General features: G+C 60.1%; 13 protein-coding genes and 1 tRNA gene. 7 read left to right on the top strand and 7 right to left on the bottom strand.

Going from position 1 to position 20,384, the window contains the following annotated elements; genetic code table 11:
• Positions 1-53 precede the first annotated feature (53 nt).
• The 4 genes from FQ187_RS10865 to FQ187_RS10850 form a co-directional block, all read right to left on the bottom strand.
• Positions 54-3,116, bottom strand: a complete 3,063-nt coding sequence (locus FQ187_RS10865) for an amino acid adenylation domain-containing protein (protein WP_149629455.1) — start codon at positions 3,114-3,116, stop codon at positions 54-56.
• Between the two features lie 112 nt (positions 3,117-3,228).
• Positions 3,229-4,275 (bottom strand): TauD/TfdA family dioxygenase, encoded by a 1,047-nt coding sequence (locus tag FQ187_RS10860; RefSeq protein ID WP_149629454.1) that lies wholly within the window; start codon positions 4,273-4,275, stop codon positions 3,229-3,231.
• Positions 4,276-4,292: 17 nt separating this feature from the next.
• Positions 4,293-7,718, bottom strand: a complete 3,426-nt coding sequence (locus tag FQ187_RS10855; protein WP_149629453.1) for a condensation domain-containing protein — start codon at positions 7,716-7,718, stop codon at positions 4,293-4,295.
• 8 nt (positions 7,719-7,726) lie between these two features.
• A complete protein-coding gene (locus FQ187_RS10850) occupies positions 7,727-8,704 on the bottom strand; it encodes a TauD/TfdA family dioxygenase (RefSeq protein ID WP_149629452.1) in 978 nt (325 codons plus the stop codon).
• Between the two features lie 259 nt (positions 8,705-8,963).
• Here FQ187_RS10850 and FQ187_RS10845 point away from each other — a divergent pair, with 259 nt between their 5' ends.
• The 4 genes from FQ187_RS10845 (at position 8,964) to FQ187_RS10830 (ending at position 16,942) form a co-directional block, all read left to right on the top strand.
• Positions 8,964-11,024 (top strand): TonB-dependent receptor, encoded by a 2,061-nt coding sequence (locus FQ187_RS10845; RefSeq protein ID WP_149629451.1) that lies wholly within the window; start codon positions 8,964-8,966, stop codon positions 11,022-11,024.
• Positions 11,025-11,109: 85 nt separating this feature from the next.
• Positions 11,110-12,531 (top strand): diaminobutyrate--2-oxoglutarate transaminase, encoded by a 1,422-nt coding sequence (locus tag FQ187_RS10840; protein WP_149629450.1) that lies wholly within the window; start codon positions 11,110-11,112, stop codon positions 12,529-12,531.
• 71 nt (positions 12,532-12,602) lie between these two features.
• The gene (locus FQ187_RS10835) at positions 12,603-13,757 is read left to right on the top strand and encodes an efflux RND transporter periplasmic adaptor subunit (RefSeq protein WP_149629449.1); all 1,155 of its coding nucleotides are present in this window, start codon (positions 12,603-12,605) and stop codon (positions 13,755-13,757) included.
• 44 nt (positions 13,758-13,801) lie between these two features.
• Positions 13,802-16,942: a multidrug efflux RND transporter permease subunit gene (locus FQ187_RS10830; RefSeq protein WP_149629448.1), complete on the top strand. Its 3,141-nt coding sequence runs from the start codon at positions 13,802-13,804 to the stop codon at positions 16,940-16,942.
• Positions 16,943-16,961: 19 nt separating this feature from the next.
• Here the strand turns inward: FQ187_RS10830 and FQ187_RS10825 are convergent, their stop codons facing one another.
• Positions 16,962-17,228, bottom strand: a complete 267-nt coding sequence (locus tag FQ187_RS10825; protein ID WP_149629447.1) for a DUF4880 domain-containing protein — start codon at positions 17,226-17,228, stop codon at positions 16,962-16,964.
• A gap of 156 nt (positions 17,229-17,384) precedes the next feature.
• Here FQ187_RS10825 and FQ187_RS10820 point away from each other — a divergent pair, with 156 nt between their 5' ends.
• The gene (locus FQ187_RS10820) at positions 17,385-17,762 is read left to right on the top strand and encodes a fe2+ zn2+ uptake regulation protein (protein WP_149629446.1); all 378 of its coding nucleotides are present in this window, start codon (positions 17,385-17,387) and stop codon (positions 17,760-17,762) included.
• A 196-nt stretch (positions 17,763-17,958) separates the two neighbouring features.
• Here FQ187_RS10820 and FQ187_RS10815 read toward each other — a convergent pair.
• A tRNA-Ser gene (locus tag FQ187_RS10815) sits at positions 17,959-18,046 on the bottom strand.
• Between the two features lie 123 nt (positions 18,047-18,169).
• Here FQ187_RS10815 and FQ187_RS10810 point away from each other — a divergent pair.
• On the top strand, positions 18,170-18,841 hold the full coding sequence (locus FQ187_RS10810) for a Bax inhibitor-1/YccA family protein (RefSeq protein WP_149629445.1): 672 nt from the start codon (positions 18,170-18,172) through the stop codon (positions 18,839-18,841).
• A 65-nt stretch (positions 18,842-18,906) separates the two neighbouring features.
• On the opposite strand, the gene FQ187_RS10805 is transcribed toward FQ187_RS10810, so the two are convergent.
• Positions 18,907-19,344: an Lrp/AsnC family transcriptional regulator gene (locus FQ187_RS10805; RefSeq protein ID WP_008155029.1), complete on the bottom strand. Its 438-nt coding sequence runs from the start codon at positions 19,342-19,344 to the stop codon at positions 18,907-18,909.
• A 135-nt stretch (positions 19,345-19,479) separates the two neighbouring features.
• Between FQ187_RS10805 and FQ187_RS10800 the strand changes: the two genes are divergently transcribed.
• Positions 19,480-20,376 (top strand): DMT family transporter, encoded by an 897-nt coding sequence (locus tag FQ187_RS10800; protein ID WP_149629444.1) that lies wholly within the window; start codon positions 19,480-19,482, stop codon positions 20,374-20,376.
• The last annotated feature ends 8 nt before the right edge of the window (positions 20,377-20,384 follow it).

Below are 20,384 nucleotides of genomic sequence, written 5' to 3'. Positions count from 1 at the left end.
GCGTCCTGCAAAAAAAGGGGCAACGGCGATGGCACGTTCGCGCGAGAACTCGGTCACAGGTCGGCCTCGTTCAGTTCGGCCATCAGCGCTTGCATTTCGTCATCAGACATACCCGAAGCGCTGAACTCGGTGCTGTCGGGTTGCGGCTCAGTGGTCATGACGACCAGCGGTTGCGCGACCTCGGCCATTGCGGCAATGGTCTGGCGCTCGAACACATGTTTGGCGGAAAGCGCGATACCTTGCTCGTGGGCCTGGGCCACTACTTGCAGGCTCAGGATCGAGTCACCGCCGATGGCAAAGAAGTTCTCGGTGACGCTCACGGTCGACAGCTTCAAGACCTTGGCGATGATGGTTTGCAGGGCGGCTTCCAGTGCATTGCGCGGTTCCACGTGGGCGCCTTCGTCGAACTGATCCGGGTCGGGTAACTGGCGAGTGTCGAGCTTGCCGTTTGGCGTGCGCGGGAAGGTCGACAGGGTCAGCACTCGGGCCGGCACCATATACGACGGCAGGCGTTCACCGAGAAAGCGCTTGATCGCTTCCGAGTCCGGCGCGTAGCCATGAGCGGCCAGGATGTAGGCCTGCAGACGCTTGCCGGCGGCGTGCTCCTGCACGATCACCGCGGCTTCGCGCACGTCGCTGTGGCTGCACAGTTGACGCTCGATTTCCCCGAGCTCGATGCGGTAGCCGCGCAACTTGACCTGATGGTCCTTGCGGCCGAGGAACGCCAGGCGTCCATCCGCCAGCCAGCAGGCCAGGTCGCCGGTGCGGTAGGCGCGGGTGCCATCGGCCAAGGTGACAAAGGCTTTGGCGGTTTCTTCGGGTTTGTTCCGATAGCCACGCGCCAGGGTCGGGCCTGCGAGCACTATTTCTCCCGGCTCGCCGATGCCGCTGGTGATGCCGTGTTCGTTCAGCACCCGCAGATCCATCCCGGCAATCGGCCGGCCAATGGTCAAGGCGCGACTCGGGTCCAGCACTTCATAAGTGGCCCAGACCGTGGCTTCGGTTGGGCCGTATTCATTCACCAGTTGCGCGTGCGGCAAGGTCTTGCTGTGCTGGGCGATCAACGATGGCGGGCAGGCTTCACCGGCGACAATCCAGCACTCAAGGCTGTCGGCCGCCCCGGCACGCTGTAACTGATCGAGCAAGGCCTGATACAGCGACGGCAGCGACAGACCATGGCTGACCCGATGCTGGGCAATCAACTGCGCCAGACGGGCCATCTCAAGCTCCTCGCCCGTCGCTGGCAGCACCAGACGCCCGCCCTGGGCCAGGGTCCAGAATATCCCGGCGACCGAGCTGTCGAAGGCAAATGAAGACAACAGCAGGTAGGCGCGTACAGGCGCTTCATAAGCGGCCATGCGCACCTGCGTGGAGAAACTCAGTGCACCGTGGCAGATTTCCACGGCTTTTGGTGCGCCGGTGGAACCGGAGGTGTAAATCAGGTACGCCAGGTCATCCGCGTCGGGCATGGGCAGTGGCGGCAGGTCGTTGGTGTTGGAGGTCGTCAGGTCATCCAGCACGAAGCGTTGCAGGCTGGCGGGCACGCTGTCGGCCAGCTCGGCGCTGACCACGATGTGTGCAATGGCACTGTCGGCGAGCATGTAGGCGCGGCGATCCGCCGGGTAGGTCGGATCAACCGGCACGTAAGCGCCACCGGCCTTCAACACCGCAAGCATGGCGACGATGGCGGCGTTGCTGCGGGCGAACAGAATGCCGACGGGCACGCCTGGGCCGATGCCGGCCGCCGCCAGTTGATGGGCCAGATAATTCGCGCAGGCATCGAGCTGGGCGTAGCTCAGGTCGCCGTCCTTATCGCTGAGCGCGATAGCGTTTGGCTGCTGCTGGACCTGACGGGCAATCAGCTCGACCAGGGTCACCGGCTCAATCGACGGCAAGCTCGGTTGGGCACCGATAATCTGTGCCTGAAGCGGTCCGTTCAGTGGCAGACGAGCCCAGGCTTGCTGCGGTTCGGCCAGCGCGCCCAGCAGCAGTTGCAGCCATTGTTCGGCGAGACAGGCCGCCGCTTCACTGCTTAACGTGTGGCGGTCGTAAACCACTTGAGCGCGCAGGCTGTCGGGCAATTGACGGACGTCCAGGCAAGCCTTTACCGGGCTCATTACGGCGCTGGCATGACGCTCTTGGGTATCACCCGAGCGCCAGGCGAAAGCGTAACCGCCCGTCAGGCTTTGGGTGTAATGGTCCTGCCAGCCAGCCGTGCGTTCGATCATCGCGCCGACGTGCTGACTTTGCTCCAGCAGGGTCGTCTGAGCATCCATATCGATGCGCACCGGCAGGCACTGCTCGAACAAACCAAGGGCGTTTTCCAGTTCCGGGCCACGGCTTTCGTGGATCAATGTGATCGGGACCTGCTGCTGGCCGGCGAGTCGCCCGAGTACTGCGGCCCAGGCTGTCAACATCAGGTTTGAGGTCAGGGACGGATGGCGGGTGAGATCGCTGGGCACTGCGATCTCCATGTGTGCCGGCGAAAATCCGCTGCCGATGGCGGATTCAAGCGATAGCTGCAAGGTCGGCTGTTCGGTTTCGCTCAATGGCTTCCAGAAGTTCACGCCCGGATGGTCCGGCTCGTCTTCTGTCAGGCTCCAGCGCCACTCGGCGTAATCGGCGTATTGCAGCGATTCGGACAGGTCGGGTTGGGTGTCTTGCAGCAATATGCCCGCCAGCAGTTTCAGGCTGGCGAGGTCGAAGTGGCTGCTGGCGGCGGCCAGATCCAGCACCGATTGTTCGTTCGGCAGTTGCACCAGCGTCACGGCGAGCGGATTCGTCCAGTCGCGGGCCTGCGCGGCAAGGCGGGTCAGCTCGATTTCCTGTTCGGCGCAGCTGTGCTGACGCAAGTCCTGAACGGTCACGGCCAGTGCGCAGTTGTCGTGAATCACTTGCACCGGGTGGCGCAAGCCCGGCACCGGCGTCAGGCGCGTGCGCAGGATTTCACTGTCGGTCAACAATGTCAGTAGACGGCTGTTCAGTGCATCGACGTCCACCGGCCGGGATAACGACCACTGCAAATGGCAACTGAATGAGTGTTCGACCGCGTCGTTGATGTGCGGGTACACCGATGCCTGTTGCGGCGAAATACGAAAACCTTGAAGTCCGCTCATGTTCAACTCGACTAAAAATGGGGCTTGAAACTGGGCCACGACAGCGGCGCCGAGGCTCGCCGGACAGATGTCAGGCAAGCCCCGGGCGAGCAGCTGGTGTACCCGTTGAAAGTCAGACGGCAACGTCACTCTGCAGCATGGCTTCAGCCATGCCGGTCATGATTGCGCGCTTGCCGGTGAAGGGTTCACGACCGTGTACCGCGAGCATGTTGTCGATGAACAACACATCGCCCTGTTGCCAACTGAACCGCACCAGCGAGTCGAGGTAGGCTGCTCGCAGGGACTCCAGTACTTGCGGTTCGATCGGTTCGCCGTCGCCATAAAAGGTGTTGGTGGGCAGGTCGAGGTCGTTGAAGTTGCTTTGCAGCGAATCGCGGATCGCCGGGGGCAGGGTGCTGATGTGGAAGAAGGTCGCGTGGTTGAACCAGACTTCTTCGCCGGTACGCGGGTGACGCACCAACGCCGGCCCACGCTGGCGGGTGCGCAAGCGGTTGTTTTCTTTCCATTCCACTTCGATGCCAACGCTGGCGCAGTAGGCTTCCACTTCGCTGCGGTCTTCGGACTGGAACACGGTCTGCCACGGCAGGCCGAAACCGTCGCCATAGTTGCGCACGTAAAGCACACCTTTTTCACGGAAACGTGCTTCGATCTCGGGGCTGATGCTCGCCTTCACGGCACGCGTCGAGCCGATCGGCGTTTCGCCGCCGGTTTCGGACGGGATATGGCAGTAGAAGAACAACCGCAGCGGAAAGCGTGGCGAATAGGAATGTTCGTTGTGCGGGAAAATCATCTGGTCGGCCGGGTAATCGGTCGAGGTGTAGATGTTGCCGCCAACCCGGGTGCGCGGCGAGGCGCGGAACATGTATTCCAGCGCGCCGGGGGAGAGGGCGGCGATCACCTGATCGAATTGCTCCACGGACAATACGGAGAAACCGCGAAACAACAGGGCGCCGTATTGTAGCAGTTTCTTCTCCAGGCTTTCACGTTCCCGGGTTGCCCAGGCAACCAGATCGACGCCGCTAACCGCCGGCTCGATCACCAGCGGCAAGGCGTGGTCGGGGCTGAGCAAACGCTCGCTGACCAGTTGCTGTTCCGAGACGTTCATGGCTTTGCGGCGCACAGCGCCGAGGGCGCGAGACGATGGGGGCACGATAGACATAAAGGCATCCAACTCGGTTAAAGGGTCAAGGAGCGACGTTTGGTTTGCATCAGCTGGCTGCGCCCGGCCAGGGCTTGGGACTGTTGGCGTTCGCGCTGGAACGTTTGATCCCATGCGTCGAGACGTTCGGCCAGTGCCGGCAGCGGCTTGTCCAGTAGGTTGCGGGTTTCGTCCAACAGACGTGTCCACAGATGTTGCAGGCGCAAGGCGCGATCCTGATCGAAGCAGTCGCCGCGGTATTTGAGGGTTGCGTCGATGCCTTCAGTGCCGTGCACCAGATCAAGCACCAGGTGGAAATCGCCCGGTGCCTGCGCCACGTCCAGCGTGGTCATGTGCGCACCAGCGATATCGGTCGGTGTTACCCGCGACGGTTGATAGTTGAGCTTGACCTGGAACAGCGGCGAGTGACCGGGGCGGCGCTCCGGTGCCAGTGCCGACACCACCAGATCGAAAGGCAGGCCCTGATGGGCGTAGGCCTGCCGCGCGCCATCGCGGACCCGCTCAAGAAAACCGGCCAGGGTCGGCTCGCCGCGCAGGTCGCAGCGCAGGGTCAACTGGTTGACAAAGAAACCGATGACGTCGTTGTGTTCCGCCAACGGCCGGCCGCTGACATCGGTACCCAGCAGAAATTGCTCCTGGCCACCCAATTGCTTGAGCACCAGTTGATAGCTGGTCAGCAACAGCATGAATAGCGTCATGCCGTGTTCGCGGGCCATGGCTGCGAGGTGTTCGCAGGTGGCCTGAGGCACGGTGAAGTTCAGATTGTGCTCGCCTTGAGTCTGGCCGCTGCCACCCAGGTCGAGGGTTTGAGGCACATGCGCCAGATGCTCACGCCAGAAATCCTGTTCGGCAGCAATCCGTTGTGCGCTCCAGTGCCCGGCTTCCCAGTGGGCGAAATCCAGGTACTGCACCGGCACTTCGGTGTTGGTGACGCCGGCCAGTTCCGCCAGCAACACTTGCGCCGAGCGGCCGTCGAACGCGATGTGATGCAGGGTCAGCAGCAGGTCGTGTCGCTCGTCGTTGCGGCTGAGCAGTTGCGCGCGCAGCAGCGGGCCGCTTTCCAGTTCAACCGGAGTGGCGTGTTCATTGGCCAGACAATCGTGGAGTGCTTGCTGTTGCTGCGGCTCGCTCTGGTTACGCAGGTCGTGCCAGGTCAGTGGCACGGCGCTGGCCGACAACACCTGTTGCTGCGGGCCATTGACCCCGTCGCGATACACCGTACGCAATACGCTGTGACGGTTGACCAGTGTGTTCAGCCGTAGCGCCAAGGTTTCGACGTTGATCGGACCTTGCAGACTCAGGCGCAACACCAGGTTGTGTCGGGTGTCGTCCGGGTTCAGTTGACGCAAGAACCACAGGCGGCTTTGGGCGAAAGATTGGCGACTTTGGCTGACGTTTGCATGGGTGGTCGAGGCGCTGGGCGCCGGGGCCGACTCGCTCAGGTATACCTGCAAGGCCAGCGCCCATTCGGCCAGGGTTTGTTCACCGAACAGGCTTTGAATATCGAGGTTCCAGCCCAGATCCTTGTGCAGGCGGGCGGCGAAGTCGGCCACGCTGATGGAGTCCAGGCCCAGGCCGATCAAGCTCAGTTCGAAGTCTGCCGCAAGGTACGGATTGACCTCGCGCAAGGTTTGCTCAAGCCATTGGCGGCAAGCAGTCTGCGCGCGTTGCGGCGTGCCCACGAGGTGCTTCAGTTGATTGAGGGCAATGGTTTCACTGTTTGGTGCGGTCTGCCCACCGCTCTGGGCGATGATGCTCAAGGTGCCGGCGGCCAGTTGTTTGCACGCGCCTTGACGGGCGATCTTGCCGCTGGTGGTCATCGGGATGGTGCCGGCTTCCACCAGCACGATCTGATCGATGCCGCAGTCGGCGGCTTCGCGCACGGCGTTTTGCATCGACGCAAACAGCGCCGGGTGATGCGCCGGGTCGACGAACTTGCGTTGCGGCTCGGCGACGATCACCAGTTTCTCGCGGCCCAGCACCGGGTCCATTTGCGAGAACGCAGCGATACGTCCGGTGCGAATGCCCGGCTCGAAATCGGTAATGGCGAATTCGATGTCGTGGGGGTACAGGTTGCGCCCGTTGAGAATCAGCAAGTCCTTGAGCCGCCCGCAGATCACCACCTGACCTTCGTGCATGAAGCCCAGATCGCCGGAACGCAGGTAATGGCCCGGCTCGCCGACAATGCGTGCTTCAAAGGCTTCGCGACTGGCTTCTGGATTTTTCCAATAGGCTTCGGCGTTGCTCGGGCCCCTCAGCCAGACTTCGCCAACGCGGTCGTCGGCGCAGCGCTCGTGACTCTGAGGATCGGCAATGGCAATGTCATGCAAGGCCTGCGGGTAACCGCAGGCGACGAATTCCACGGCGGCGGCATCGGTGGCCGCCAGAGCAACACGACCGGTTTCCAGCACTGCTTTATCCAAGCGAAGCACCACCGGCAGCGCGTCGGCTGGCGTTGCGCTGACGCACAGCGTGGCTTCGGCCTGGCCATAACCGGGGCTGATCGCCAATGGGTTGAGGCCGCAAGCGGCAAAGCGCTGGGCAAAGGCTTCAAGGGTGCCGGGGTGGATCGGCTCGGCTCCGTTGATTGCGTGTTGCCAGGCACTCAAGTCGAGCTGGGCAATCAGGTTGTCGCTGACTACCCGATTGCACAGGGCGTAGGCGAAATTGGGGGCAAAACTGGCGGTGGCGCGGTAGCGGCTCAACGCCTGAAGCCAGGTCGAGGGCGCATTGACGAACGTTTGCGACGCCATCAGGTAGCAAGGCATGCCGCTATATAGCGGTGCCAGCATGCCACCAATCAAACCCATGTCGTGGTACAGCGGCAACCAGTTGACCATGCCGCCGTGCTCATCGAAACCGTATGCCTGGCGCATCAGTTCGACGTTGGCGATCAGGTTGCGCTGACGCACTTCAACGCCTTTGGGTGCACCAGTGGAGCCCGAGGTGTATTGCAGGAAAGCCACGGTGGCACCATCAACATCAGGACGTTTCCATTCACTGGCCGGCGGCAGACCGAGACCCTGGACTGTCGACACGTCAACCTTGCCCTTCACTAATTCCAGCAGTCCCTGGCAATGATCCTCCGGTGCCAGAATCAACGCTGGCTGTGCATCCACCACCACGTTGCGCACGCGATCCAGGTGGCGCGGTTTGCGCGACGGTGGCGGGAACAACGGTACGGCGATCAGGCCGGCATACAAACAGGCACAGAACGCACGGGCGTAGTCGAGGCTGCTGGGCAGCATCAACAACACCCGATCTCCCGGCGCGTAGCGCGCTTGCAGCGCCGCCGCCAGCGACCGGCTCTGTTCATGCAGTTGGGCAAAGGTCAGGGTTTCGCCGATCTCGACGCCGTTCGGCAAGAAGTGCAGGGCTGCACGCTGTGGGAAGTGCCGGGCATTGGCTTCCAGTACTTCGATCCAGTGATTGAATGAGAACATGGTGGAATTCACGCCATGGCAACGATGACTTTGCGGTCACCGGTGTAAGGATTGCGGCCGTGTGCGACCAGTCGATTGTCAAGCATCAGGATGTCGCCGGGTTGCCAGTGGAAACTGATGGCGGTCTGGCGATAGACCTCGCGCACGGTATCGAGCACCTCATCGGGAATCGCCGAGCCGTCACCGAAGTAAACATGGCGGGGCAGGTTCTCTTCACCCACCGCGGCGAGCAGGCTGGCGCGCACGCCCGGCTCGATGGCCGAGACATGAAACAAGTGCGCCTGATTGAACCAGACCCACTCACCGGTATCAGGGTGCTGCAGCACGGCGGCGCAACGCTGGCGAGTGCGCAGGTCGCCGTCGGCTTTCCATTCCCACTCGATGTCGTTGTCCCGGCAGTAGCGTTCAGCCTGGGCGCGGTCCTCGGTGTTGAACACTTTCTGCCACGGCAGATCCAGCGCGCCGCTGTAGTTACGTACATAGAGCAGCTCGCGACTGGCGAACAGTTCGCGGATCTCGGCGGGCATGCGCTGGTAGATCAGGCGGCTGTCGGCAATCGGTGTTTCGCCACCGGTCTCACTGGCCTTGATGCAGTGGAACCAGATGCGCGAAGGCCACGGTCGGGTGTAGGCCTGCTCGTTGTGCAAGGGAATGAATTGATGGGCCGGGTATTCGGTGGAGCTATACACCCCGGCAAAGACTTTGCTGCGTGGCGTGGAACCGAATTCGTAACTGGCCAGCGGTGCGCCGAAACTGGCGGCGAAGCGCTTGAAGTCGATAGGTGTGGCGACAGTGAATCCTCGAAACAGCACGCCACCAATGGTGGTCAGCGCGTGGGGCAACGTGTCGCGAACTGACGGGTCGAGATTATGAATCGACTGTCCCGGCGTCGCCTGCACCAACACGGGTAACGACTGCTCGTTGCCATCCGCTGGAGCAATGGAGAAAGACTCGGAACGCCCGCTCAGGTGTTCGATTGAGGTCATCCTTTGTACTTCCTTTTTTATCTTTATTCGGCCAGTCGGGCGGCTTGGGCAGACCTTGGAAACAGGGCAGAGGCCGCCGTTGCAGAGTTCGACTGAAATGTATTCGCTCTGATACACGGCGGCATATTAGGTGTTAATGAGATAGATTATCAATACTATTCCTTTAAGTTTTTTTTTGGATTAGACTCCGCCCCGCTGGCCCGAATGAGCATTTGGCCGGCCGAAAAAACAAAAAATATCTGTCGCATGGGAGCGGGGCGTGAATTTCAAAAAGAACACAATTGCGTTGGCTGTGGGGTCGGCGGTCTGCCTGGCTAACAGCGCATGGGCGGCCGAGCAGTCGAACACAATGGAGATCGCTCCGATCACGGTGACGGGTGAAAAAATCAACCGCTCCCTGGAGAAAACCCAGTCCAGCGTCGTGGTTGTCACCGAGCAGCAACTACGCGAGAAGGCCGACCAAAGCCTGGTCGACGTGTTTGCCCGTACGCCGGGTGTGTACAGCCAGGCCGGTAACGAAAACTGGGGTATTCGCGGTGTGCCGGTGTCCGGTTTCGACGACCAGGGCCCGGCCACCCTCAACGGTGCGGTATCGGTTTATGTCGACGGTGCCGTGCAGCCGAACCGTGCACTGACCCTCAGCCCGATGCCGCTGTGGGATGCGGAACAGGTCGAAATTTTCCTCGGCCCGCAGTCCACCACTCAGGGCCGTAACTCCCTGGCCGGCGCGGTGGTCATCCAGACCAAAAAACCAACCTTCCAACCGAGCTTCTCGGCGCAGACCAATGTGGGGAACTATGGTGAGAAGGGCGCGGCGGTAGCCGGCGGTGGTTCGATCGTCGACGACAAGATTGCCGGGCGTATCGCCGTGGATTATCAGGACGGCGACGGTTACATCGATAACGTCACGCTCAATGAGGACGCCAATCCGCATCGCACCAGCAATACCCGCGGCAAATTGCTGATCCTGCCCAATGACGACACAGACGTTTTGCTGACCTACGCCCATAGCGAGCACCGTCAGGGCGACCGCTCGACGATGCGTCTCAACGGCAAGCCGAGTTATTACGACATATCGTCCAATACCGAGGCCTTCGACAACCTCAAGCAGGATACCCTCAGCGCCAAGATCGATTATCGCCTGAACGATGCCTGGACGCTGACCAGCCTCACCGCCAATACCCGTACGGACTACAGCGCCCGTCTGGACTTCGACCAGACCGCTGACTCCAATGAAATCGTTCTGCGCAAGCAGGACGGCGACCTGTTCAGTCAGGAGCTGCGCCTGAATTACGCCTCGGACACGGTGAAGAGTTTCGTCGGTGCCTACTATGGTCATAACACCAACAACTTCCACGACCGGTTGTTGTTCGACAACGAACTGTTCGGTACCACCAAGGGTGATACGCGGATTGAGAACAAGGCAGTGTTCGGTGAAGTCAACTGGACGTTCGCACCGCGCTGGACCCTGATCACTGGTCTGCGCTACGACCACGAGACGAACGACACCGACGTCGAGCAGGACGACTTCTCCAGCCCGGGGCAAGTCAGCAAGTCGTTTGACGCGGTACTGCCGAAACTCGGTATCGACTACGAGCTGGCCACGGATCAGTACCTCGGTTTCATGGTGCAAAAAGGCTATCGCGGCGGTGGCGTCAACGTCCGCGCCGGTGGCGGTCACCAAGCCTACGATCCGGAATACACCACCAACTACGAGCTGTCCTACCGCGGTTCGTTCTTCGACAAGAGCCTGCGCACCCGCGCTAATCTGTACTACACCGACTGGAAGGACCAACAGGTCAGTGTGCGGCAGAGCGGTACCCCCTTCGTTCAGATCTACAACGCCGGTCGCAGCGACATCAAGGGCCTGGAAGTCTTCGTCGAAAAAGACCTCACCGAACAGCTGACGCTGACCGCCGGTGGCGCTTACACCGATGGCAAATACAAGGACTTCGTTACCGGCGAAGGCCAGGACATGAGCGGCGAATCGTTCCTCCTTTCACCCAAGTACAAGGTGTCGGTGGGCGGTATCTATCGCTGGGACGACCGCCTGACCTTCAACACGGACGTTACCTACCAGAGCACCGCGCCGTCGGAATACGAGTTCGGCGCGGACGGCAAGGTTACTGGCGAGCGCAAGAGCGACAACTACGTGCTGGTCAACTTCAACACCGAGTACAAGGTGACCAAGAACGTCGCTGTGTCCGGTTTCGTGAAAAACGCTTTCGACAAGGAATACGTCACCAACGACCGGAGCGACGGCATCATTGATGTGGGTGCGCCGCGCACGGTGGGTCTGGTTCTGCGTTACGACATGTAAGCCGATGAGCGCGGGGAGGCAATCTCTCCGCGCTCGTTTTCAGGCCAATTGTTCCTTTCCAAACCCAGCCTCCCTGGAGGAAATCATGAGTGCTTTTTCGAATGTCACGTCGGGTGGCGCGCAACAGCTACGCCTGTTGCACACCGGTCTGTCGAGCCCTTACTGCCTTGATTCGACGCCGATGCTGGAACGTCAGCAACAGCAGGAATCCAACGCCCGCAGTTACCCTCGGCGCATTCCACTTGTGCTCGAACGAGCCCATGGCATTTATGTGCAGGACAGTCGCGGACAAGTGTTCGTCGATTGCCTGGCCGGCGCCGGCACCCTGGCGCTGGGCCACAACCATCCAGTGATTATCGAAGCCATAACCCAGGTCATGGCCGCGGGTGTGCCAATGCATACTCTGGATCTCATGACGCCGGTGAAGGATGCATTCGTACAGGAAATCTTCGGCTGCCTGCCGGCTGACTTCGCGCGTAATGCACGCATACAGTTTTGCGGCCCAAGCGGGGCCGACGCAGTCGAAGCAGCGCTGAAGCTGACCCGCACCGCCACCGGACGCCATTCGGTACTGGCCTTTGAAGGGGCTTACCACGGCATGACGCTGGGGACACTTTCCATTAGCGGTAACCTGTCACCAAAAAATGCTCTCGGTGCCCTTATGCCAGGTGTTCAGCGCCTGCCGTTTCCCCATGATTACCGTTGCCCGTTCGGTGTGGCCGGTGATCAGGGTGTGACGTTGAACGTGCGTTACCTCGAACATTTGCTCAACGACCCGGAAAGCGGTGTCACCGCACCGGCAGCAATGATTCTGGAACCGATCCAGGGCGAGGGTGGGGTGATTGCCGCGCCGGACCGCTGGCTTCAGGAGCTTCGTCGATTGACCAAGGCCCACGGAATTCCGTTGATCGTCGACGAGATCCAGTGCGGCATCGCTCGCAGTGGTCGGATGTTCGGTTTCGAGCAATCGGGCATCACGCCGGACGTCATCACCTTGTCCAAGGCTATCGGAGGCGGGCTGCCGCTGTCGGTGATGGTCTACAACGATTCGCTGGATGTCTGGCAGCCGGGCGCTCACGCGGGCACATTCCGGGGCAATCAACTGGCCATGGCTGCCGGCACCGCGACCTTGCGTTTCATACGCGATCAGGGCCTGGTGGCGCACGCCGAAACCGCCGGCGCACATCTGCGCAAACAGTTGCAGATGCTGCAAAGCGAGTTCGCCTGGGTGGGCGATGTGCGCGGTCGCGGCTTGATGCTCGGCATGGAAATCGTCGACCCGCTAGGCGCACTCGACGTCCAGGGTCATCCACCTGTCGATCAGGTCCGGGCCAAGGCCTTCCAGCGGGCTTGCCTGAAGCACGGTTTGATCGTTGAACTCGGCGGACGCCACGGTGCGACAGTGCGCTTCTTGCCGCCGCTGATCATCACCGAACAGGAAATCGATTTCGTCGCGCAAATCCTGTTCCAGGCAGCCAGCACGATCAACGAGCGCCCTGAGCATTAATGCTTCGCCGTCACCCAGGGCTTGCCGACATGGAACGGCAAGCCCGTTTTTGTTTTGAACAGGGACTGAAAATGCGTAGGGCTTTAGCGACGATAAAACCCACGTGGGTGCTGGCGACCGTATTGGCATTGAACGGCTGTGGAGCACAGGATCAGTCCGCTGAACACAGTACGTCGCCGCCGCACGTCAAGACGCTCACCGTGCAACCCCGACCGTTTGCCATGACCTCAGACCTGCCTGGTCGAATAGAACCGGTGCGCATCGCCGAGGTGCGCGCACGGATTGCCGGTGTTGTGTTGACCCGACATTTTGAAGAGGGCAGCGACGTCAAGGCTGGCCAACTGCTCTTCAGCATCGACCCTGCGCCGCTCAAGGCTGCATTAATGCGGGTCGAAGGCGCCTTGGCCAAAGCAGAAGCCGATGTCTATCGCGCCAACGCTCATGTGCAACGCTACAAACAACTGGTGGAAATCAACGCCGTCAGCCCGCAGGTATTCGACGACGCGGTCTCTGATCTCAAGAGCGCCAAGGCTAACCGCCTGGCCGCTCAAGCCGATGTGGCGACCGCCCGACTCAACCTCGGTTACTGTCAGGTGCGAGCGGCGATCAGTGGCCGTATCGGCCGCGCCATGGTCAGCGAGGGCGCACTGGTAGGCCAGGACGAAGCCACGCAAATGGCGCGGATTCAGCAACTGGACCCGATTTACGCCGACTTTACCCAGTCCGTCGATCAGATCGTGGCCTTGCAGCAAGCCGTGGCCAGTGGTCGTCTGACGCTCACCGGTGCGGGTGCAGCCAAGGTTACGGTACAGGTCGGCACTCCGGCACAAACTCGACAAGGCAAGTTGATGTTCTCCGATATTTCGGTCGATCGAAGCACCGGGCAAGTCACCTTGCGCGGCGAGTTTCCTAACCCGGACAGCGTACTGCTGCCGGGCATGTATGTGCGGGTCGTAGCGCCGGCGGGGATCGATCCGCAAGCGTTGTTCGTGCCGCAGCAAGCTGTGCAGCGCGGTGTCGACGGCCAGGCCAGGTTGATGCTGGTGGACGCCCAGGGGGTGGTGCGCGAACGGGTGGTCAGCACCGGCGCGATGCTCGGTTCCGACTGGCAGATCACCCAGGGACTAGTGGCCGGCGAGCAAGTGGTGGTCGAGCGCGCCGACAAGCTCAGTGTCGGCACCAGGGTCAACATAATCACCTTGGCCGAACAGCAGGCCCATAACTGAGGGCGTGGCGCTTTTACCCACGGTTGTTAGCCAGGATCTTACCGATGCCCGATTTTTTCATTAACCGTCCGAACTTCGCCTGGGTCATCGCGTTGTTCATCGCGCTGGCAGGAGCGCTGACCCTGGGCACCTTGCCGGTCAGCCAATACCCGGACGTGGCACCGCCGCAAATCAGTGTCAGTGCCAGCTACCCCGGTGCCTCGGCGCAGATCATCAATCAGAACATCACCAGTCTGATCGAGGAGGAGCTCAACGGCATCAAGGATTTGCTGTATTACGAATCCAACAGTGCCAACGGCAGTGCCGAAACCACCATCACCTTCAAACCGGGCATCGATCCCGACATGGCGCAGGTCGACGTCCAGAACCGCTTGCAACGGGTAGTCGGGCGCTTGCCCCAAGCGGTGATCGAGCAAGGCCTGAAAGTGGAGCAGGTACGTGCCAACTTTCTGATGATCTATGCCTTGTCCTACACCAATGGGCAGCAGGATTCGATCGGGTTGGCAGACTACGCCGCGCGGGGCATCAATAACGAGATTCGCCGCGTGGCCGGGGTAGGGCGGGTGCAGATGTACACCGCCGAACGGGCCATGCGCATTTGGGTCGATCCTGCCCGGCTTGTGGGTTACAACCTGTCGATGGCCGATGTCAGTAAAGCCATCGCCGGGCAGAACGTGCAAGTACCCGCCGGCAGCATGGGCGAACGTCCGGGGCCTGCCGAGCAGCACATTACCGCCACCGTCATGGTGCAGGGTCAGCTCGAATCCGTGGAGGCGTTCGGCAACATTATGCTGCGGGCCAATGACGACGGCTCCAGTGTCAGGATTCACGATGTGGCCCGAGTCGAACTGGGTCGTCAGGACTACCGCTTCGACGCTCGCCTGAACGGCAGACCTGCGGCGGCCATGTCGGTGCAGTTGGCACCCGGTGCCAACGCGCTGCAAACGGCGGCGGCGATCAAGGCCCGGCTGGATCAACTGTCGAGCACGCTGCCAGCGAACATGACGCTGAGCGTGCCTTATGACACCTCATACTTTGTCGACGTGGCGATCAAGCAAGTCATCTACACCTTGATCGAAGCCATGGTGCTGGTGTTCCTGGTGATGCTGCTGTTTTTGCAGAACCTGCGTTACACGCTGATTCCGGCCATCGTGGTGCCGGTCTGCCTGTTGGGCACCCTCGCGGTAATGGCGCCGCTAGGGTTTTCGATCAACATGATGACCCTGTTCGGCATGGTGCTGGCCATTGGCATTCTGGTGGACGACGCCATTGTCGTGGTAGAGAACGTCGAGCGCTTGATCACGCAGGAGCGCCTGTCGCCCAAAGACGCGACCCGCAAAGCGATGCAGCAGATCAGCGGGGCGATTGTTGGCATCACCCTGGTGCTGGCGGCGGTATTCCTGCCGTTGGCGTTCATGGGCGGTTCGGTGGGGGTGATCTACCAGCAGTTTTCCATGGCGCTGTCGGTGTCGATTCTATTCTCCGGGTTCCTGGCGTTGACCCTGACCCCGGCCCTGTGTGCCACCTTGCTAAAACCCCTCGACCCGGCGAAAGAGCTACGACCCAACCGCTGGGCGAACGGCTTCAATCGGCGCTTCGATGCCTTGGCCCGGCGCTACGAGCGGTTCAGTTCGAGCTGGGTCCGGCGCAGCACTCGCAGCATGAGCCTGTACCTTATATTGTTGTTGGTACTCGCTTTTGCCTATCACCGATTGCCATCCTCATTCATGCCGTCCGAGGATCAGGGCTACATCATCACGGATATCCAGCTACCACCTGCGGCTTCGGCTTCGCGCACGGATGTGACGGTGCAAGCGTGGGAGCACTATGCCCTGGCGCAACCCGCCACGGATCAGGTGCTGGCCATCATGGGGTTCAGTTTTTCCGGGGTCGGGGCTAACGCGGCGTTGTCGTTTACCAGCCTCAAGGACTGGTCGGTTCGCGGTGATGGCCAGGCCAGCGACGCGGTGGCCCGACGCGCGAATGAGGCTTTTGAGAACGCCGCTGACGGCACGCTGTTCAGCGTGGTGCCGCCGCCGGTGGACGGCCTCGGCACCTCGAACGGTTTCGAGTTACGGTTGCAGGATCTGGCAGGGCAGGGGCACGAAGCGCTGTTGAAGGCCCGAACCCAATTGCTGGAGGCGGCAAAGGCGTCGCTGGTGATCGATTACCTGATGGAGGATGGCCTGGCGGATGCGCCGCAGATCAATGTCAGCATCGACCGCGAAAAAGCCGAAGCCCTCGGTGTGAGTTTTGATGTGATCAGTTCAGCGTTGTCCTCGGCGCTGGGCTCGGAACAAATCAATGAGTTTGCCAATCAGGGGCGGATGCAGCGGGTGATCGTTCAGGCGGACAGCATCAGTCGACAGACGCCTGAAGCGCTGCTGCGCCTGCAAGTGCCCAATCGACAGAACCGATTGGTGCCACTGGAAGCGTTCAGCCGTTTCGAGTGGCAGGTCGGGCCACTGCAGATCGCGCGCTATAACGGGTCGGCGTCGCTGCGTTTTTCCGGTGATGCCGCGCCGGGTTACAGCACTGGTCAAGCCATGGAAGAACTGCAGAAAATCGCCCGTCAGTTACCGGCCGGTTTTAGCCTTGAATGGGCCGGGCTGTCACTTCAGGAACAACAGGCCAGCGATCAGGTGCCGCTGCTGGTGGCGTTATCGTTGATTGTGGTGCTGCTGGTGCTGGTGGCGCTGTATGAAAGCTGGACGATCCCCTTTGCCGTGCTGTTGATCGTGCCTGTCGGCATGCTCGGTTCGGTAGCCGCGGTGACGATCATGGGCCTGCCCAATGATGTCTATTTCAAGGTGGGGCTGATCACGATCATTGGACTGGCGGCGAAGAATGCAATCCTCATCGTCGAGTTTGCCAAGACACTTCACGTTCAGGGCGCGAGCCTTGCGCAAGCGGCGGCTCAGGCCGCGCGTCTGCGTTTTCGTCCGATCGTCATGACGTCCCTGGCCTTCATTCTCGGCGTGGTGCCTCTGGCTATTGCAACTGGTGCGGGAGCTGCCAGCCAGCGAGCGATCGGCACAGGCGTGATCGGCGGTATGCTGGCGGCGACAGTGCTCGGGGTCTTGTGGGTACCGGTTTTCTTTGTCTGGGTTTTGTCCGCGGCAAATCGGTTGCGTAGTCGCCGTGTCAGCCCCACCGAGCCCGGGGCAGACGATGGAACGCGGTAATGTGGATTCAGCTCCCACGTTACATTTTGCGGGCGCCGTTATGCCGGGCTGATGTGTCGGTCAGCAGTTTTTTCGATGTGCTTTGATTGTCGGGTAACTGGTCGCTGAGGTCCCAGATTTCAAGCATTTTGGCGTACTCGAATGCGTGACGCGGATCGGTCTGAATCCACTGCTGAAAGGTCAGGCGTTCTTCGGTCGTGCAGGTTTCATCATGCAATCGCACACACCAATGCGCAGCTTGAGTGAGGATTTCTTCGTCCATTTCGCAAGGGTTGGGGGGATTCATTGACAGCTACCTGTATGGCCGGACAAGCCACGCTACGAGAGAGATTGGTAAAAAAATGTCAAAAAAAACCAAAACAAAACAGTCTTGCGTCCAAGTCTGGAGACTTGGACTCAGCGAATCTTTGCAAACCGTACATTTCTGAAAAGGAGTATTCGCATGTACAACCACTCAGCATCGGCACCCCCCGTTACGCAATTGCAATTCCAGGCAGCGGCAACTCAACGAGCATCCGAGTCAGATCGCGGCACTAATAAACATATCCGTGAGTTGCTGCGTTACTACGGACTGCGCACCAGCTTGATCCGCTTGAAAGTTATCGATGCCTTGCTGATCGCCGCCAGAGATGGACGTTCCATCAATGCGCGCGACGTGCATGCCTACCTGGAATCATTTGCTGCCGAGTTGTCGTTCATTTGTGTGCGTGAAGTGCTCAAACGCCTATGTGATGAAGGTGTAATCCTTTTTCAATCAGACAAGAGATACATTTTTACCACCCAAGCCTGCGCAATACTGGAACAGCACTCCGATTGTTGAAGGCCTAAGGTGCCTCATCACTGGCCGCTTTTGGCTGTGGATTCAACCGGTCGATGCAACTGATTGGCTAAACCTTCAGGTCTTTCGTGTTTCGCGTAACCAGGGAAAGCTACGGGTCAAGGTATGGGCTGGTGGATTTTCACCAAACCCCAGAAACGACAAAGCCCTGAATAATCAGGGCTTTGTCGTATAAAGATGGCGGAGGCGATGGGATTCGAACTCATGGACCTGTTACAGTCGACGGTTTTCAAGACCGTTGCCTTAAACCACTCGGCCACACCTCCGTTTGCGTTGCGGGCGCCATAATACCTGAATGAAACACACTGTCAAACTCTCTGCATAGCTTGTTACAGAGCGTCTGTTATGATCTTTGCGACTGAACGTTTCAAACCAACAGGAGTGTCGCCATGCGCGAACAGGATTACGCAGTTAATAACAGCGTGCAGGTTGAGCAGCTAGAGGTTAGCCGCGTCCTGCGCAACACTTACGGCTTACTCGCTCTCACCCTCGCATTCAGCGGCGTGATGGCGTTTGTCGCTCAGCAGATGCGTGTCGGCTACCCGAACGTTTTCGTGGTGCTGATCGGTTTCTACGGCCTTTTCTTCCTAACCAACAAACTCCGTGATTCGGCCTGGGGCCTGGTGTCGGCATTTGCCCTGACCGGTTTCATGGGTTTCCTGCTCGGCCCGATCCTCAACCGTTACCTGGGTATGCAGGGCGGCGCCGAGGTGGTCAGTTCGGCCTTCGCGATGACAGCGCTGGTGTTCGGCGGTCTGTCGGCTTACGTGCTGATTACCCGCAAGGACATGAGCTTCCTGGGTGGTTTCATCACCGCAGGCTTCTTCGTGCTGCTGGGTGCAACACTGGCGAGCTTCTTCTTCCAGATTAGCGGTCTGCAACTGGCGATCAGCGCAGGTTTCGTGCTGTTCTCCTCGGTCTGCATTCTGTTCCAGACCAGCGCCATCATTCACGGCGGCGAGCGCAACTACATCATGGCGACCATCAGCCTGTATGTATCGATCTACAACCTGTTCATCAGCTTGTTGCAGCTGTTCGGCATCATGAGCCGCGATGACTAATCTTCAGCGTTGAGGGAAAAACCCGCTTCGGCGGGTTTTTTCTTGCCTGCGATTTGAGTAAAGGGTCACGCCATCGGTGGCAAGCGGCGCTTTACCGGGGTTTTCTTGACGATTGCAGTGTTGGTTTCGGCGTGGGTGTTGAGGCGGTCGAGCAGGGTGTCCAGTTGTTCCATCGAACGCACATGCAGTCGGGCGATGAAACAGTCATCGCCGGTGACTTTGTCGCACTCGGTAAATTCGGGAATGGCCTGAATCTGCCGTTCCACTTCCTGCAACTGGCCGGGCAGCGGACGAATGCGGACGATGGCTTGTAATTGATAGCCGAAGCATTTTGGGTCGATCTCGACAGTATAGCCTTTGAGCACGCCACGCTCTTCGAGGCGGCGTAAACGCTCGGCGACGCTGGGCGAAGACAGGCCGCTGATTTGCGCCAGAGCCTTGAGCGAGCGGCGTGAGTCTTCCATCAATGCCGTGATCAGCACTTGGTCAATATCGTCGGTCATGGCAAAACCCCTATTAGGCAGTTAACTCAAACTGCCTTGATAAAAAAGGCAGAAACCGAGTTTAGCCTGATTTTTGCGCTGGAGAAGCCCCTCGGCAGATTGGCATACTTTGGGCTCAAACACAGGAGTCTGATGATGGACAAAACAATACGTCACGGGTCATTCGAAATGACCGCCGCCATGCTGATTTCCGGGACCATCGGCTGGTTCGTGCTGGTGTCCGGGCAACCGGTGCTGGACGTAGTGTTCTGGCGTTGCGTGTTCGGCGCCGGCACGTTGTTGCTGATCTGCGCGGCATTCGGCTTCCTGCGCCCCGGCATTCTGACCCGCACTACGTTCTTGCTGGCCGTGCTCAGCGGCGTGGCGATTGTCGGCAACTGGGTGCTGTTGTTTGCTTCTTACTCCCGCGCCTCGATAGCCATCGGCACAGCGGTTTACAACATTCAGCCGTTCATGCTGGTGGGGTTGGCCGCGTTGTTCCTCAACGAGAAAATCACCCTGCAGAAACTGTTCTGGCTGGGCATTTCGTTTCTCGGGATGCTGGCGATTGTCAGTGCACATGGCGGGCAGGGCGAGAGCGGCAATGATTACCTGATAGGCGTCGCTCTGGCGCTGGGGGCGGCATTCCTTTACGCGATTGCCGCGTTGATCATCAAACGCCTGACCGGCACACCGCCGCATCTGATCGCGCTGATTCAGGTCACCACCGGCGTGCTGTTACTCGCGCCATTCGCGCACTTTTCGGCGCTGCCGCAAGCGCCGAGCGCGTGGGCCAGTCTGGTCACCCTGGGCATCGTCCACACCGGCGTGATGTACGTGCTGCTCTACGGCGCCATTCAAAAACTGCCGACGGCATTGACCGGTGCGTTGTCCTTCATCTACCCGATTGCGGCGATTTTCGTTGACTGGTTTGCCTTCGGCCATCGCCTGGAGCCGCTGCAATGGATCGGTGTCGTCGCAATTCTGTTGGCCGCTGCCGGCATGCAACAGGGCTGGAACCTTAAGTTTCGTCGGGCTGTTACGCCTCAGTAAGCCGTAAA

Origin of the sequence: Pseudomonas sp. ANT_J28, from assembly GCF_008370005.1 — a bacterium.
In the GTDB taxonomy this organism is placed as follows: Bacteria; Pseudomonadota; Gammaproteobacteria; order Pseudomonadales; family Pseudomonadaceae; genus Aquipseudomonas; species Aquipseudomonas frigoris.
Note: the sequence above shows the minus strand (reverse complement) of the source record. Positions and strands in the feature narration are given on the sequence as shown.